Here is a 16,860-nt window from a genome sequence, read left to right as displayed (position 1 = left end):
ACCGGCTAAAAGCACGGTGACCCGACCATGCCTTGCGCGCCCGCTATCCGCGGGTAGCGGCCCACCTCCCCCGGCCTGCACGGGAAAGGAGCGTGTCTGACTCGTTTCAGAGATATTTCACACAGGCGTTTGAGGCTCGCGCGCGCTCGACGAAATGCCTGCTGCCCGAAGGTTTTTTCAAGCTAATCAAACACTTGAAAAACCCTGCAACATGCTCGGGCATTGCACCTTGCAACAATTTAATTCGACATTGATTGCTACCGATGAGCAGGTAGGGGATCGATTTCCAGTCTTTTCTGGCATAATCGCGCCCCCTTATGACCGGGTCAGAAAACCTTCATGATCGATTTATTCAGCGGACTGGATGCTTGGGTGCTTGTGAGCCTCTTGCTCGCCCTGACGTTTGTCCTCGCCTTCGAGTTCATCAATGGATTTCATGACACCGCTAACGCGGTAGCCACTGTTATCTACACCAAAGCCATGCCGCCTCACCTGGCGGTGTTCTTCTCCGGTGTGTTCAACTTCCTCGGCGTGTTGCTGGGCGGCGTTGGCGTGGCGTATGCCATTGTTCACCTGCTGCCGGTAGAACTGCTGATCAATGTGAATACCGGCCATGGCCTGGCGATGGTGTTCTCGTTGCTCGCCGCGGCGATCACCTGGAACCTGGGCACCTGGTACTTCGGTATCCCGGCCTCCAGTTCCCACACCCTGATCGGCTCGATCCTCGGTGTCGGCCTGGCCAACGCCCTGATCAACAACATCCCGTTGGCCGACGGCGTGAACTGGCAGAAAGCGATCGACATCGGCGCCTCGCTGGTGTTTTCGCCAATGGCTGGCTTCCTGATCGCCGCGCTGATCCTGATCGGCCTGAAGTGGTGGCGCCCGCTGTCGAAGATGCACAAGACCCCGGAACAGCGCCGCAAGATCGACGACAAGAAGCACCCGCCGTTCTGGAACCGCCTGGTCCTGGTAATCTCGGCCATGGCCGTGAGCTTCGTGCACGGTTCCAACGATGGTCAGAAAGGCATCGGCCTGATCATGCTGGTACTGATCGGTATCGTGCCTGCGCAGTTCGTCCTCGACCTGAGCAGCACCACCTACCAGATCGAGCGCACCCGCGACGCGACCTTGCACCTGAGCCAGTTCTACAAGCGCAATGCCGATTCTCTGGGCGAATTCCTGGCCCTGGGCAAAAGTGTTGAAGGCGATCTGCCGGAAAAATTCCGCTGCAACCCGCAGCAGACCGAACCGACCATCAACGCCCTGCTTGGCACCCTTAAAGGTGTAGCGGACTACCATTCGCTGTCCTCGGAAAGCCGCATCGAAGTCCGTCGCTACTTGCTGTGCCTGGACGACACCGCGAAGAAAGTCGGCAAGCTGCCAGGCCTGGAAGCGCGTGAGAAGGCTGACCTGGACAAACTGCGCAAAGACCTGACCACCACCACCGAATACGCCCCGTTCTGGGTGATTCTCGCGGTCGCCCTGGCCCTTGGCCTGGGTACCATGGTCGGTTGGAAACGCGTGGTACTGACCATCGGCGAGAAGATCGGCAAGCAGGGCATGACCTACTCTCAAGGCATGTCGGCGCAGATCACTACCGCCAGCTTGATCGGTATGGCCAACATCTTCAGCCTGCCGGTATCAACCACTCACGTGCTGTCCTCGGGCGTGGCCGGCACCATGGTCGCCAACAAGAGCGGCCTGCAGGGCGGGACTGTTCGCACTATCCTGCTGGCGTGGGTTTTGACCTTGCCGGCGACTGTGGCGTTGTCGGCTGGGTTGTTCTGGTTGGCGTCTAAAGCGTTGGGTAGCTGATAGACCGCAGCACATGAGAAAGGCGTGATTCGTGAGGATCGCGCCTTTTTTGTTTTGTTTTGGTTGAGAGTTGGATTGGGGGCATATCCGTTGCTTCGGGTGCTGCCGCTGGCGGTTTCGCTCTTACAGCGAGTCACTTTTGACAAACGCCTCAAAAGTAACCAAAAAGTCTTGCCCCGGCGTACGGCACTTCGCTTAGGCTCAGTGTTCCCTCGCTACGGTGTCCATCCGGGGGCATCGCCTCCGGTTTGCTTCGCTGCACCTCCTCTCGATGTATGCGGCTTCGCCGCATGGCGCTGCGCGCCTAACCCCCGGATGGACACCTTCGCTCGGCCTGCCGAAGGGGCTGAAGATCAAAAGCCATATCAAGAGCCAGAGCAAGAGCCAGAGCCAGAGCCAGATCCAGATCCAGATCCAGATCCAGATCCAGATCAAAAGATCGCAGCCTTCGGCAGCTCCTACATGGGGTTGGGTGTATTCAGTTAGAGATTGGTCGGCTGTCAGGCCGCCTTCGCGAGCAAGCCCGCTCCCACAGTGGGATTGGGTGTGTTCAGTTAGAGATTGGTCGGCTGGCAGGCCGCCTTCGCGAGCAAGCGCACAACCCATGCGGCAAAGCCGCCCCACTCAACAGGATGAGCGCAAGCTCGGCTGCAGCTCTTGATCTTGATCCACGGGCGACATCGGAAGGCTGAGTGGAGGGATTGATCCGGGGGTGGGAGCGCAGCGACCGTTTGGCGCAGCCAAACACAGCGAGAGGAGGTGCAGCGAAGCAAACCGGAGGCGCTGCGCCCGGATCGATCCCGGAGCGAAGGGACCCCGAGCCCCAGCGAGCGGGCCGAACGTAGGAGCAAGCCTTTTGGGTTACCTTTTCGGCGTTTGGAAAAGGTGACCCGCCGTAAGGGCGGAACCCTAAGCCGCCGTTACCGCAGCAACGGATATTCACAAAGCACACCCAAAGTCTGGTCGGCCCAAAGGCCGCCAAGACACAAAAAAAAGGGGCAACCGAAGTCGCCCCAAAATGCCTTGCGTGCTCATCAAACCCGGAAAGACCTACTTCTTGCGCTTATTCGCATCCTTCCAGATAAAAAATCCAAACCCTGCAAAAAACAGAACCATGAGACCTACGGTCAGAACCCCGGCAAACACCACGTTATCGAAAAACATGACTGTGGCCTCCTGGCCCCTGCTTTGCTGCGATGGAGCTAAGTTAACCAATCGCGCAGGCGCAGAAATTGACCAGGATCAAGTCCGGTCAACACAGAAGGCAAAGGCGGGAAAATAACTGACCTGCATCAAAGGATGCAGGGGAAGATCAACGCTTTTTCGGTTTCTTTTTCGGCTTTTTCTGAGCTTTTCCCAACGGCATGGCTTGCTCGAAGGCCTTGCGCACTTCGTTCAGCCGCTTTTCGTTGAGATCATGCACACGCTTGGCGCGCTCGGTGCCGAGGTCGATCAGTTTTTCATCTTGGCTCATGACGTTCAGCGCATCACTTGAAGAAAACACAACTGCCGCATCAGAGGCAGGACTGCGCCAATCATGCAGCCTGACGCCAGCGCTCGACAACAATTGATGTAAATAAGCAGACTCAGATCTCGATATCGACCCACAAGCCCTGACGCGGCTGATCTTCCATCAGCGGCACCACCGGCACGGTGTTGTCGGCATTCAGCTCGGTGCCCGGCACGGCGAGGTGTTCTTCCGGTTCTTCGTCGGCTTCGCGACGGCGACGATCACGCTCCTGCTGGCGACGCTGTTCTTCGCGCGCCAGCAGTCGATCCTCTTCCGGATCGCGCTTTTGCAGATCGATCGTGCTTTCGTTGGAGCTCTCCTGCACCGGCACCACCGGAGGAATGTCCGGCCGCTGGCGAATCGGATCCTGCTGGGAAGTGATCGGCACAGCGCTCAGGGGGAGCATCGGTGGCAGCATATAAAGGGTCTCCTGTCAGCAGGCTATCGGCTGCGGCAAAGGCGCCTTGAGCCATCCGTCGCAAATCTGTGACGCATTTGGCACCTGTAGGAGCTGCCGCAGGCTGCGATCTTTAATGGAACACCGTAGAACGCAAGCGTTCCCGAAGATCGAAAGATCGCAGCCTTCGGCAGCTCCTACACTCGTAAACCTTTGGTCTGGAGGCCTGCATTCCGTTAAGATAGCCCGCTTTTTCAAGGTGGGAGTCAGGCAGCATGGCGCAGCAGTATCAACCGGGGCAACGCTGGATCAGTGACAGCGAAGCAGAGCTTGGTTTAGGCACCGTTCTGGCACAGGACGGCCGCTTGTTGACCGTGCTTTACCCGGCCACTGGCGAAACCCGCCAGTACGCGCTACGGAATGCGCCCCTCACCCGCGTGCGGTTCTCGCCGGGTGACACCATTACTCACTTCGAAGGCTGGAAGATGACCGTGCGCGAAGTCGACGACGTCGACGGGCTGATGGTCTATCACGGTCTCAACGGGCAGAACGAAGCCGTTACCCTGCCGGAAACCCAGCTGTCGAACTTCATTCAGTTCCGTCTGGCCAGCGACCGTCTGTTCGCCGGGCAGATCGACCCGCTGTCGTGGTTCTCCCTGCGCTACAACACCCTGGAACACACCAGCCGCCAGTTGCAGTCTTCGCTCTGGGGCCTGGGCGGCGTGCGTGCGCAACCGATCGCGCACCAACTGCACATCGCCCGTGAAGTCGCCGACCGTATCGCGCCGCGGGTTCTGCTGGCGGACGAAGTGGGTCTGGGTAAAACCATCGAAGCCGGTCTGGTGATCCATCGCCAACTGCTCTCGGGCCGCGCCAACCGAGTGCTGATCCTGGTGCCGGAAAACCTGCAGCACCAGTGGCTGGTGGAAATGCGCCGCCGCTTCAACCTGCAGGTCGCGCTGTTCGACGAAGAACGCTTCATCGAAAGCGATGCCACCAACCCGTTCGAAGACACCCAGCTGGCATTGGTTGCCCTGGAGTGGCTGGTCGAAGACGAGAAGGCGCAGGACGCCTTGTTCGCCGCCGGCTGGGATCTGATGGTGGTCGACGAAGCCCACCACCTGGTGTGGCACGAAGACAAGGCCAGCCCCGAGTACTCGCTGGTCGAACAATTGGCTGAAGTGATTCCCGGCGTGCTGCTGCTCACCGCGACCCCGGAACAACTCGGTCAGGACAGCCACTTCGCCCGTCTGCGCCTGCTCGACCCGAACCGTTTCCATGACCTGGCCGCGTTCCGCGCCGAGAGCGAGAACTATCGCCCGGTGGCCGAAGCCGTTCAGGAACTGCTCGACAAAGGGCGCCTGTCGCCTGCAGCACACAAGACCATCCACGGTTTCCTCGGCAACGAAGGCGAAGCCTTGCTGACCGCGGTCAACGATGGCGATAGCGAAGCCAGCGCGCGTCTGGTGCGCGAGCTGCTCGACCGCCACGGCACCGGCCGCGTGCTGTTCCGTAACACCCGCGCCGCGGTGCAGGGTTTCCCCGAGCGCAAACTGCACCCGTACCCGCTGCCATGCCCGGACGAATACCTCGAACTGCCGCTGGGTGATCACGCCGAGCTGTACCCGGAAGTCAGCTTCCAGGCCCAGCCGGACGCCAGCGAAGAAGAGCGCTGGTGGAAATTCGACCCGCGCGTCGAGTGGCTGATTGATCAGCTGAAAATGCTCAAGCGCACCAAAGTGCTGGTGATCTGCGCCCACGCCGAAACCGCGATGGACCTGGAAGACGCGCTGCGCGTGCGTTCCGGCATCCCGGCCACGGTGTTCCATGAAGGCATGAACATCCTTGAGCGTGACCGCGCCGCCGCCTACTTTGCCGACGAAGAGTTCGGCGCGCAGGTGCTGATCTGCTCGGAAATCGGCAGTGAAGGTCGCAACTTCCAGTTCGCTCACCACCTGGTGCTGTTCGATCTGCCGTCGCACCCGGACCTGCTTGAGCAGCGTATCGGTCGTCTCGACCGGATCGGCCAGAAGCACATCATCGAACTGCACGTGCCGTACCTGGAAACCAGCCCGCAAGAGCGCCTGTTCCAGTGGTACCACGAAGCGCTGAACGCGTTCCTCAACACCTGCCCGACCGGCAACGCCTTGCAGCATCAGTTCGGCCCGCGCCTGCTGCCGCTGCTTGAAGAAGCCGACGACGGTGAGTGGCAAGCGCTGATCGACGAAGCGCGCACCGAGCGCGAGCGTCTGGAAGCCGAGCTGCACACCGGCCGCGACCGTCTGCTGGAGCTGAACTCCGGCGGTTCGGGCGAAGGCGATCAGTTGGTCGAGGACATCCTTGAGCAAGACGATCAGTTCGCCCTGCCGATCTATATGGAAACCCTGTTCGACGCGTTCGGCATCGACAGCGAAGACCATTCGGAAAACGCCCTGATCCTCAAGCCGAGCGAGAAGATGCTCGACGCCAGCTTCCCGCTGGGCGATGACGAAGGCGTGACCATCACCTACGACCGCAACCAGGCGCTGTCGCGCGAAGACATGCAGTTCATCACCTGGGAACACCCGATGGTGCAGGGCGGCATGGACCTGGTGCTGTCCGGCTCGATGGGCAACACCGCCGTCGCACTGATCAAGAACAAGGCACTGAAACCGGGCACGGTGTTGCTGGAACTGCTCTACGTCAGCGAAGTGGTTGCACCGCGCTCGCTGCAACTGGGCCGCTACCTGCCACCGGCCGCCCTGCGCTGCCTGCTCGACGCCAACGGCAACGATCTGTCGGCCCGCGTCTCGTTCGAAACCTTGAACGATCAACTGGAAAGCGTGCCACGCGCCAGCGCCAACAAGTTCATCCAGGCCCAGCGCGATCAGCTGACGCCACGGATCAACGCCGGTGAAGACAAGATCACCCCGCGTCACGCCGACCGCGTGGCCGAGGCCCGTCGTCGTCTCGCGGCGGACACCGACGAAGAACTGGCGCGCCTGACCGCGTTGCAAGCGGTCAACCCGACTGTACGCGACAGCGAACTGGATGCGTTGCGCAAGCAGCGTGAACTGGGTCTGGCGATGCTGGATAAAGCGGCATTGCGTCTGGAAGCGATACGGGTGTTGGTGGCGGGTTAAGCCGCCCTGCTCCAGCGTTGAAAACAACAAGGCCCGCAGTGATGCGGGCCTTTTTGTTTGTCTGTTATTTATCCGGTGATGCTACTGGCCCTTTCGCGAGCAGGCTCGCTCCCACAGGGATTGTGTTCACGCTGGAGATCCAATGTGGGAGCGAGCCTGCTCGCGAAGGCGGTTATGCAGTCGCCACAGAAACATCAGGCTCAACCACTGCCACCAACCCCTCCTTCATCCGCTGCGCATCGCGCACAAAACACCGCGCCGCCAGAAACAGAAACACCATGGTGAAGAACAGCGCCACCGGTATCAGATACATCGCGTCATGCAGCCCGACAGCCTTGAACGCTTCAGTCATCTGCTCGGCCCCCGCCGAGAGCATCGCCGATTTGGCGAAATGATCGGACAAGGCCCCCACCACCACTGGCCCCAAACCGCCGCCGAGCAAGTACAGCCCGGCAAAGAACAGCGCCATCGCCGTGGCCCGCAGGCGTGGTTCGACCACGTCCTGAATCGCCGTGTACACGCAGGTGTAGAAGTTATAGGCAAACAGCCAGCCGACGCTGAACACCGCGACGAACACGCCGATCTCGACCCGTCCGGCGTGCAGCGCCCACGCGGTGCACAGGGTCGAGATGATCAGGCTGAAGCCGGCAAACAGCAGCCGACCGTTGGCGACTCGTTGATGAATCTTGTCAGCGATCCAGCCGCCGAGGGTCAGACCGATCAACCCGGTGACACCGACGATCACGCCGGTCGCCACCGCCGCCTCCTGCAACGGCATCAGGAAGTAGCGCTGCAGCATCGGCACCAGAAACGAGTTGCAGGCATAGGTGGCGAAGTTGAAGCACAAACCGGCCATCACCAGCCACAGGAATGTCGGCACCGCCAGCACCCGGCGGATAGGCTTGTCGACTCTCTCTTGGGACACCTGCACGGTTTCCGCCGCGCCGCGTTTGGGTTCCTTGATGAAGAACATGAACACCGCGAGGATCAGCCCCGGCACCGCCGCGATAAAGAACGGCGCGCGCCAGCTGTCGAAGGCCTTGACCATCGCGCCGATGGTGAAGAACGCCAGCAGCAGGCCCAACGGCAGGCCGAGCATGAAAATACCCATGGCCCGCGCCCGACGGTGCGCCGGGAACAGGTCACCGATCAACGAGTTGGCGGCCGGCGCGTAACTGGCCTCGCCAATGCCGATGCCCATGCGCACCAGCAGAAAACTCCAGAAACTGCCGACCAGCCCGTTGACCGCCGTCAGCGCGCTCCAGGTCGCCAGGCCCCAGCCCATCAGTTTGCTGCGCGAACCGGTATCGGCCATGCGCCCCAGCGGCAGGCCGGCGATCGCATAAACCAGGGTGAACGCGGTGCCGACGATTCCCAGTTGAAAATCGCTGAGGTGCCATTCCATGCGGATCGGCTCGATGATGATCGCCGGAATGGTGCGGTCGAAGAAATTGAACAGGTTGGCAAGGAATAACAGGAACAGAATGCGCCAGGCATTCGCCGCTTGGGTCGAGTTCTGCATGGGTCCGTCTCTTTATTGTTATGTGGGCTTCACTGCCGACGCATCCGAGCCCGGAACCTGCAATCTAGACAGGCCTGCCGGGGCTGTCTGTGATCATTCGTCAGCCTGATAACGGGCCATGGCACTGTAACGAAACGTAAGCCCTTGATAACACTGAAATCCCCCATAAACCGGGGGTTTCGCGGCAAAACCCGGCTACAAAAAAATACTTTCGCGCCCCCCTTCCCAAGTTCATGGCGAAGCCTAGAATAGCCGCCGGATCCGTCCGGATTCGCCGATCAACCCCTTTGATACCCTCCCCATGTCCGAAGTCAGTCCGTGTCTGAATTGCGGTGCCTGCTGTTCCCATTTTCGCGTGTCTTTTTTCTGGGGTGAATGCGCCTCCTCCGGCGGTACGGTGCCCGATGAACTGGTCACCCAGATCACACCCAGCCGGGTGGCCATGATCGGTACCGATCAGAAACCGGCACGCTGCACCGCGTTGGTCGGTGAGGTCGGCAACGTTGTGCAATGCTCGATCTACGACAAGCGTTCCAGCACCTGCCGCGAGTTCGAGGCATCATGGGAGAACGGTGAACAGAACGTCGATTGCGACGCCGCACGGGCGCGATTCGGCTTGCCGCCCCTCGAACCGGAGTGGAACCGGGTTCATTACGACCAGAGTGCCTGACGCTTAGCGCCAATCGCTATTGAGCTCATGCCGAAATGGTTGGCGCCAATGTGCCACTACCGCTTGCATGGCAAAAACCGCCTCTATACTCCTCTCATTCGCCTGCGTTGCTGACGCAGCAGGGACGACTTCACAGACGGGGATGCTATGGAGTGGCTTGGTTTGCAGTTTGTTACCGAGCTGCCGCAGAGCGGGCAGGTCATTCTCGATTGCACACACAATCCCTTGCTGGTGCTGGTGGCCTATTTGGTCGCCTGCGCCGCGAGTTTTGCCACCCTCGACATGGCCGAGCGGGTTGGCCATGCCGAAGATCCGGGTTCGCAACGGGTCTGGCGCTGGATCGGCGCCACCTGCCTGGCTGGCGGCATCTGGGCCATGCACTTCATCGCCATGCTGGCATTCCAGGCGCCGCTGGAAATCCATTACGAACTGGCCACCACTCTGTTTTCCCTGGTGATCGCCCTGCTCGCCTCATGGCTGGCGATGCACACCCTGAGCGTGCCTCAACCCTCGCTGATGCAATACCTGAAAACCGCCATCGTTATTGGCCTGGGCATCGCCGGCATGCATTACGTCGGCATGGCGGCGATGCACTCGGTGGCCACTGCGTATTACCAGCCGCTGCTGTTCTGCCTGTCGATCGTGATTGCCATCGGCGCCAGCTTCGCCGCGCTGTGGGTCGCCGGTTATCTGCGTGAAGGCAGCGGCCGTTTTCATCAGTTGCTCAAATACACCGCCGCAGTGATCCTCGGCGCCGGCATCATCAGCATGCACTTCACCGGCATGGCCGCGTTGCATCTGGTGGTGCCCGAGGGCGCAGCACCGACCCTGAGCGGCGAAACCAATTACCTGCAACTGGGCCTGACCGTCGCATTGATCATCCTGCTGATTCTCGGCAGCGCGATCAGCGCGGCACTCGCCGACAAGAAACTGCAGAACAAGGAGCAGGATCTGCGCCGGGTCAACGCCTTGCTCGGCCAGCTCGATCAGGCGCGGATGTCATTGCAGCAAGTGGCCAATTACGACGCGCTGACCAACCTGATCAACCGCCGCGGTTTCAACCAGCTTTTCGCCGAGAAACTCAACCAGAAAACCAGCGAAGGCGGCATGCTCGCGGTGATGTTTCTCGACATCGACCACTTCAAGCGAATCAACGACAGCCTCGGCCATGACGCCGGCGACGCCCTGCTCAAAGTCATCGCCAATCACATCAAAGGCTCGGTGCGCAGCCATGAAGACGTGGTCGCCCGCTTCGGCGGTGACGAGTTCTGCATCCTGATCAGCCTGCGTGAACGTGAGGAAGCGCGCAACATGGCGCAACGGATCATGCTGAAAATGAAGGAGCCGATCGAACTGGCCGGCCGCCGTATGGTGATGACCACCAGCATCGGCATCAGCCTGTTCCCCGACGACGGCACCACCTGCGAAGAACTGCTCAAGCACGCGGATCTGGCGCTGTATCAATCCAAGGGCGCCGGGCGTAACGGCCTGCATTTTTTCAGTGCCAACATGAAGACCCGCGCCAGCCTCGAACTGCAACTGGAAGAAGAACTGCGCCAGGCCCTGCGCGAAGAAAACGGGCTGACGCTGTATTACCAACCGATCTTCGAACTGAAAACCGGTCGAGTGACCAAACTCGAAGCGCTGATCCGCTGGCAGCATCCGGTGCATGGCTTGCTGGCCCCGGATCGCTTCATCGCGATCGCCGAAACCAATGGCCTGATCGCCGAACTGGATAACTGGGTGTTGCGCCGGGCCTGCACTGACCTTGGCGAACTGACGCGGCATGGCTGCAACGACCTGAAAATCGCTTGGAACTGCTCGCCGCTCAACCTTGCCCGGGAAGAGCTGGCCGATGAGATCGAAAGCGCACTGCGCAGCGCTGGCGTTGCGCCGGAACGGCTGGAACTGGAAGTCACCGAAAACGCGCTGATGGGCAACATCGCCAACACCCTGGTGCTACTGCGGCAGATCCGCGCTCTCGGCGTCTCGCTGTCGATCGACGACTTCGGCACTGGCTATTCGTCGCTGGCCTACCTCAAGCGCCTGCCGCTCAATACGCTGAAAATCGACCGTTCCTTCATCCTCGACATTCCCACGGCGACCGCCGACATGGAGATCGTCCAGGCGATCATCGTCATGGCCCACACCCTGCATTTGCAGGTGGTGACCGAAGGCGTGGAGAGCCTGGAACAGTACGAATTCCTCGAGCGCTCAGGCTGCGATTTCATTCAGGGCTACCTGCTCAGCCGCCCGGTGCCGCTGGACGAGTTACGCCCGGTGCTGGAAGAAATCAATCAGCGCAAACACTCGCACGCGGTCAATCCGTTGAGTCTGGCACGCGGTACATTTGTACCAGTGTCGCTGGATCCTTCTGCAAAAAGCCCTGCGCCCCATGCAGGCGCATCAATTGTGCGGCCAATCCGCTGATCGGCGTGGCCGAGCCTTGTTCGCGGGAGAATTTCACTGCGGTATCGAGGTCCTTGAGCAGCGTGCGCACGTGCCATTTCACCGGTTCAAAACGGCTCTCGGCCATTTGCGGGGCGAGGATCTGCAACGGTTTCGAATCGGCAAAACCACCGGCCAGCGCTTCGGCAATCAGGCTCGCATCGACTCCGGCCTGTTCGGCCAGCGCCACTACTTCGGCGATCACCAGCGCATTACAGGCGACGATCATCTGGTTGCAAGCCTTGGTGACCTGCCCGGCGCCGATGCCACCCATGTGCGTGACCCGTTGACCAAGGTTGAGCAGCACCGGGTGCACCCGCTCCAGATCCGCCACCGCGCCGCCGACCATGATCGCCAGACTGCCGGCCTCGGCACCCACCACGCCGCCGGACACCGGTGAGTCGAGCCAGCTCATCCCGGTCTTGTCGGCCAACTCGGTTGCCATCTCGCGGGTAGCGGTCGGTTCGAGGCTGGAAAAGTCCACCAGCAACTGGCCGCTTTTCGCACCTTCAGCGACACCCCCGGCGCCAAACACCACCTCGCGCACCACCGCCGTGTCGGCCAGACAGAGCATCACCACGTCCGCGTGTTCGCACAGTTCAGCGGGGCTTGCCACCTGCCGGGCGCCGGCTTCGACCAGTGGCGCGCACTTGGCCGGGTTGCGATTCCACACGGTCAACGGGTAGCCGGCAGCCAGCAAACGGCGGCACATCGGCAGGCCCATCAGGCCGATTCCGGCAAAACCCAACGAAGGGAGCGTTGACATCATTTCGCCTCTTTTTGATTAAAGATCACTGAATAATGGCCGATTCATGAGCGATCAGGAAAGGATTCCCCCGTGCGACGATCAGGCCAAGCCCCTGACGCCCGGGCCAAATTCGCGCAATAAAAGACGCGAGATCTTATTCCGTGAGGCTCGCTGACACTGGTCAGCGGACCAACCAGTCCAGGTATATGGCGCACAATGACTTCTAAAAACAATCCCGCCACTGCGGTATCCGATCTGACCCTGAGCCCTGCCGCAAACAGCCCGTCATCATCGAAGCCATTGCCTCCCTCGCGCCCGCTGGGCACTCAGCAATATCTGTACTACACCGAAACCAACACCGACCGCATCCTCGACAACCTCGATGGCCTGCGTGATCTGGTGTTCCCGCGTCCACCGCACCTGGAAGGCGACAACGAACAGCACAACGATCAGGAGTTTCCGTCGGTGTGCCTGATCGGCCTCGGTCGCTGCGGCTCGAACATCGCACTCGACGTCGCGGAGCTGGTGTACAACGCGCGCAAGTTCTACCTCAACGAATTCAACAACGAAGACCGCGCTGCTGACCGCCGTCTGGCCGACAAGGGCTACAGCCCGGCGCAGTGGATCAAAAACAACCTGCGGATCGGCACCAACAAGTCGAGCAAACCGGTGTTCCTCGTCGAACCGCTGGTGATGCTCGGCGACCTCGACAAGGACATCGCCGGGCGCATCCGCTTCTCGCGCAAGGGCGAGAAAAGCGGCTTCCTGCGCGATTACAGCAAAATGAAGATCATGGACTTGTCCGAAGTCCACGCCGGTGGCGCCGGTAACGCGCCAATCCTCGGCCAGTATCTGGCGAAGATCATCCTCAACAAGGACACCCAGCGCTTCTCCAGCCCTGACTGGAAAATGATCCACTCGTACCTGATCGACAGCTGCGGCATCAAGGCCAACCAGTCGCGCCTGTACTTCTCGATCTTCAGTGCCGGCGGCGGTACCGGTTCGGGCATGGCCTCGGAATTCGGTCTGGCCCAGCAGCACTCGTACATGAACAAGACGTTCGACACCAAGCCGATGGACGAGCACGACGGCAAGAGCGGGCATTCGTTCGTGTTCGAGCCGATCTTCACCAGCGGCATCTGCGTGCTGCCGAACATTTCCGATCACCGCAGTGAAATGTCCGAGGCGCTGCACATCAACGCCGGACGCCTGCTGTGCAAATACCTGTCGGAGGAATGGGATTTCTCCTACAACTTCGCCAATGAAGACAGCAGCGAAGCCAGCGTCATGGGCCGTATCCGCCCATGGAACGCGATGATGCTGATCTCCAACGACATCATGCGTTACGCCGAAGAGAGCGATGACGGCAACATCCAGAACATTGATGTCAATGCGATGGAAAAGCACGCCAACCAGTACATCTCGCAGCAGATCTTCAACATTCTGACGGCGCAGGCGGTGACCACCGACTACGACCAGAACTACTTCCGCCGCGCCGGCATCGACATCGGCGAAACCATTCGCCTGGATGCCAACGACCTGTTCATGAGTCTGGCCGGCCCGGTGGCGATTGCCTACGCCGAATCGGTGGTGCCGGAAACCCCGCCGCCGAGCAGCGACAAGTTCAAGGTGTTCGACAAAGAGCCGCAGCGTCTGAACATCGACGACCTGTTCTTCCGTTCGATCGACCTGCCGCACTTCAATAAAGTCACCCAGGCCATCGAAGGCATCAGCCTGCTGCCGATCGAATCCAAGCGCTATCGCGCCTCGCTGGAGCAGTACAAGAATTCCGGCTACGACGCCGCCGCGCTGCACGACCTGCACTTCTTCAAGAACTGCTCGTCGGTGGTGTCGATCGTCTCGTTGCCCAAAGACTACAAGCTGTCGTACATGGACCTGAACCGGTTGAAGACCCACCTCAACAGCCTGTTCCCCAACACCACGCTCAAGCGCTATGCGCTGGTGATCGGTGCCTCGGCCAACCTGTCGCTGACCACCCTGATCGCCAAGAGCCCGTGCCTGTCGGACGACTTCCTGACGTTGATCGTGGCGTTCATCAAGCGCTGCTTCGCCAAGACCCCGTACCGTTTCGACGAGACTCTGGACAACTCGATCCTCGACTTCATCATCAATGAAGACTTCGACGAAGACCGCATCGACGATCTGCTCAACGAGTTCGAGAACCCGGCGAAGATCCTCGACACCAACTGGTACGCGATCAAGCCGATGTACGAGAAGAAGTACCGCGAGCTGATCAACGACAAGGACAAGTTCGTCTCGATCAACGACATTCGCCTGTCGCGCGATTGCGTGAAGAAGTCGATCAAGTACCTGCGCGAGATCTACCGTCACCGGATCGGCAAGACCAAGGTTATTTCCCTGAATAACCATACCGGGAAGACTTACTCGGTCTGATCCCAGACCGAGTTGCCATATTCGCGAGCAAGCTCGCTCCCACAGGGAAATGCATTCCAAATGTGGGAGCGAGCCAGCTCGCGAAGAGGCCGCTCCAAACACCGCAAAACCTTCATTGCCAATATCCAGAAACAATTAAGCAGCCCTTCGGCTGCTCAATAAACTGTTCCCGTTACGTTTACGTCACCGTGAGGCCACCCACGCTTGTGGCCTTTCTCTACGGCAACGTGCCATCACGCTACTCGGCTACACACTTTTCGCTGCTGGTCAGGCGCACCACAAAGGTGCGCAGACTTAGGCGACCGCCCTTTCCTGGATCAGAATCCACGGACTTACCACCACCGCCCATAGCTGCGGATCACGCTCGAAAATATCCAGCGCCCGCGTTTCAGACAGCTTGGCGACCTTGTCTTCGGCCAGCCAGGCGGCGACTTTATCGCCATCATCCGAAGCCACGGCCTCGGCGGCGGCGATCAAATCCAGGGCCGGGTCGACCCACAATAGGGCACCCTTGGCGAAGAACGGCTCCAGCTCTTTCCAGGTAATAGATGCGGTTTCACCAAGCAGCTTGGCATAGAGGGTGCTAGGTTCTTGATTCATGGGACTGTCCGGAAAAGAAATCGACGCGAATGATAACGTCGGTGGTCCGGCAGAAAAACCCGGTTGCAAATGGCTTCACCGAACGAAAAGAGCAGGAACGCCAAGGAATGCTGGTGTTTGGGATATATGCCCACGAAAGCCCCGCCGCAATTCTGTCTTTTTCATTCAAAAATGCGACACCTCCAAGTTTTGCCCCTCGGCGCCTGCTTCCCAGGCCAACAACCGGCGCTCTACACTGTACCGGTACAGTTGCCGGGGGCATTTCCGGAGGGTATCGCAAAGATATCTGACCCGGTTCTGCTGCTACGGCGCCAGAACTCAAAAAAATTACAACAGTAAGAGTGGAGCACTATGACTAAGGCTACTAAGCAGATTTCCAAACTGTTTGCCGCTATGGTTCTGGCCGGGGTTGCCAGCCATTCGTTCGCCGCTGACACCATCAAGATCGGTATCGCCGGCCCTAAAACCGGTCCTGTAGCCCAATACGGCGACATGCAGTTCAGTGGCGCGAAAATGGCCATCGAGCAGATCAACGCCAAGGGCGGCGTCGACGGCAAGAAACTCGAAGCCGTTGAATACGATGACGCGTGCGATCCTAAACAAGCGGTAGCGGTGGCGAACAAGGTCGTCAACGACGGCGTCAAGTTCGTGGTCGGTCACCTGTGCTCCAGCTCCACTCAGCCTGCTTCGGACATCTATGAAGACGAAGGCGTGATCATGATCACCCCGGCTGCCACCAGCCCGGACATCACCGCCCGTGGTTACAAAATGGTCTTCCGCACCATCGGTCTGGACAGCGCCCAGGGCCCTGCCGCCGGTAACTACATCGCCGACCACGTGAAGCCGAAAATCGTCGCCGTACTGCACGACAAGCAGCAATACGGTGAAGGCATCGCCACCGCAGTCAAAGCGACCCTGGAGAAGAAAGGCGTGAAAGTCGCCGTGTTCGAAGGCGTCAACGCCGGCGACAAGGACTTCTCCTCGATGATCGCCAAGCTCAAGCAAGCCAACGTCGACTTCGTCTACTACGGCGGCTACCACCCGGAGCTGGGTCTGATCCTGCGTCAATCCCAGGAAAAAGGCCTGAAAGCCAAGTTCATGGGTCCGGAAGGCGTGGGTAACGACTCCATTTCGCAGATCGCCAAGGACGCCTCCGAAGGCCTGCTGGTGACCCTGCCGAAATCCTTCGACCAGGATCCGGCCAACGTTGCCCTGGCTGATGCCTTCAAGGCGAAGAAAGAAGACCCGAGCGGCCCGTTCGTGTTCCCTTCCTACTCGGCGGTTGAAGTGATTGCCGGCGGTATCACCGCAGCCAAATCCGAAGACGCGGCCAAAGTGGCCGAAGCCATCCACGCCGGCACCTTCAAGACCCCTACCGGCGACCTGAGCTTCGACGCCAAGGGTGACCTGAAGGACTTCAAATTTGTGGTTTACGAGTGGCACTTCGGCAAACCGAAAACTGAAGTTTCGCCTCAGTAAGGCGCGCCCTGACTGACTGCCAATAAAGCCCACGGCGTGCCGTGGGCTTTGTTTTACGAATGTATGGGCCGCGCTGGCGTGATCCGCCAGTCTCCCCACCTGAAAATCTCAAAACCGTCATCAGCGGTTCGCTG

Annotated in this window: 12 protein-coding genes; 6 read left to right on the top strand and 6 right to left on the bottom strand. The window is 59.9% G+C overall.

Annotated elements, in window-relative coordinates:
* Nucleotides 1-339 precede the first annotated feature (339 nt).
* On the top strand, nucleotides 340-1,815 hold the full coding sequence (locus tag ACM6I7_RS23240; protein WP_003222397.1) for an inorganic phosphate transporter: 1,476 nt from the start codon (nucleotides 340-342) through the stop codon (nucleotides 1,813-1,815).
* Nucleotides 1,816-2,865: 1,050 nt separating this feature from the next.
* Here ACM6I7_RS23240 and ccoM read toward each other — a convergent pair.
* The 3 genes from ccoM to ACM6I7_RS23225 form a co-directional block, all read right to left on the bottom strand.
* Nucleotides 2,866-2,979: a cytochrome c oxidase subunit CcoM gene (gene ccoM / locus ACM6I7_RS23235; protein WP_003222396.1), complete on the bottom strand. Its 114-nt coding sequence runs from the start codon at nucleotides 2,977-2,979 to the stop codon at nucleotides 2,866-2,868.
* 148 nt (nucleotides 2,980-3,127) lie between these two features.
* Entirely contained in the window at nucleotides 3,128-3,289 is a 162-nt protein-coding gene (locus ACM6I7_RS23230; RefSeq protein WP_096797040.1) for a hypothetical protein, read from the bottom strand.
* A gap of 112 nt (nucleotides 3,290-3,401) precedes the next feature.
* On the bottom strand, nucleotides 3,402-3,743 hold the full coding sequence (locus ACM6I7_RS23225; RefSeq protein WP_414889357.1) for an aspartate-semialdehyde dehydrogenase: 342 nt from the start codon (nucleotides 3,741-3,743) through the stop codon (nucleotides 3,402-3,404).
* Between the two features lie 254 nt (nucleotides 3,744-3,997).
* On the opposite strand from ACM6I7_RS23225, the gene rapA reads away from it, so the two are divergent.
* The gene (rapA, locus tag ACM6I7_RS23220; RefSeq protein ID WP_027614389.1) at nucleotides 3,998-6,844 is read left to right on the top strand and encodes an RNA polymerase-associated protein RapA; all 2,847 of its coding nucleotides are present in this window, start codon (nucleotides 3,998-4,000) and stop codon (nucleotides 6,842-6,844) included.
* Between the two features lie 172 nt (nucleotides 6,845-7,016).
* Here the strand turns inward: rapA and ACM6I7_RS23215 are convergent, their stop codons facing one another.
* On the bottom strand, nucleotides 7,017-8,366 hold the full coding sequence (locus tag ACM6I7_RS23215; RefSeq protein WP_027614388.1) for a spinster family MFS transporter: 1,350 nt from the start codon (nucleotides 8,364-8,366) through the stop codon (nucleotides 7,017-7,019).
* Nucleotides 8,367-8,667: 301 nt separating this feature from the next.
* Between ACM6I7_RS23215 and ACM6I7_RS23210 the strand changes: the two genes are divergently transcribed.
* Together ACM6I7_RS23210 and ACM6I7_RS23205 are read left to right on the top strand one after the other, a co-directional pair.
* A complete protein-coding gene (locus tag ACM6I7_RS23210; RefSeq protein WP_414889356.1) occupies nucleotides 8,668-9,036 on the top strand; it encodes a YkgJ family cysteine cluster protein in 369 nt (122 codons plus the stop codon).
* 147 nt (nucleotides 9,037-9,183) lie between these two features.
* Nucleotides 9,184-11,466 (top strand): putative bifunctional diguanylate cyclase/phosphodiesterase, encoded by a 2,283-nt coding sequence (locus tag ACM6I7_RS23205; RefSeq protein WP_103369034.1) that lies wholly within the window; start codon nucleotides 9,184-9,186, stop codon nucleotides 11,464-11,466.
* Here the strand turns inward: ACM6I7_RS23205 and ACM6I7_RS23200 are convergent.
* On the bottom strand, nucleotides 11,357-12,253 hold the full coding sequence (locus ACM6I7_RS23200; protein WP_414889355.1) for an NAD(P)-dependent oxidoreductase: 897 nt from the start codon (nucleotides 12,251-12,253) through the stop codon (nucleotides 11,357-11,359). The genes ACM6I7_RS23205 and ACM6I7_RS23200 overlap by 110 nt on opposite strands.
* 195 nt (nucleotides 12,254-12,448) lie before the next feature.
* Here ACM6I7_RS23200 and ACM6I7_RS23195 point away from each other — a divergent pair, with 195 nt between their 5' ends.
* Nucleotides 12,449-14,647, top strand: a complete 2,199-nt coding sequence (locus ACM6I7_RS23195; protein WP_103369035.1) for a hypothetical protein — start codon at nucleotides 12,449-12,451, stop codon at nucleotides 14,645-14,647.
* A gap of 294 nt (nucleotides 14,648-14,941) precedes the next feature.
* Here ACM6I7_RS23195 and ACM6I7_RS23190 read toward each other — a convergent pair whose 3' ends face one another.
* A complete protein-coding gene (locus tag ACM6I7_RS23190) occupies nucleotides 14,942-15,247 on the bottom strand; it encodes a DUF2288 domain-containing protein (protein ID WP_336837158.1) in 306 nt (101 codons plus the stop codon).
* A 351-nt stretch (nucleotides 15,248-15,598) separates the two neighbouring features.
* Between ACM6I7_RS23190 and ACM6I7_RS23185 the strand changes: the two genes are divergently transcribed.
* Nucleotides 15,599-16,726 carry a branched-chain amino acid ABC transporter substrate-binding protein gene (locus ACM6I7_RS23185; RefSeq protein WP_414889354.1) on the top strand — a complete coding sequence of 376 codons (1,128 nt, stop codon included), beginning with the start codon at nucleotides 15,599-15,601 and terminating at the stop codon, nucleotides 16,724-16,726.
* Nucleotides 16,727-16,860: the final 134 nt, after the last annotated feature.

The sequence above is a fragment of the Pseudomonas sp. IT-93MI4 genome (genome assembly GCF_949767635.1).
GTDB lineage: Bacteria > Pseudomonadota > Gammaproteobacteria > Pseudomonadales > Pseudomonadaceae > Aquipseudomonas > Aquipseudomonas putida_A.
The sequence above is the reverse complement of the archived record's forward strand: the minus strand, read 5'-3'. Positions and strand labels throughout refer to the sequence as shown.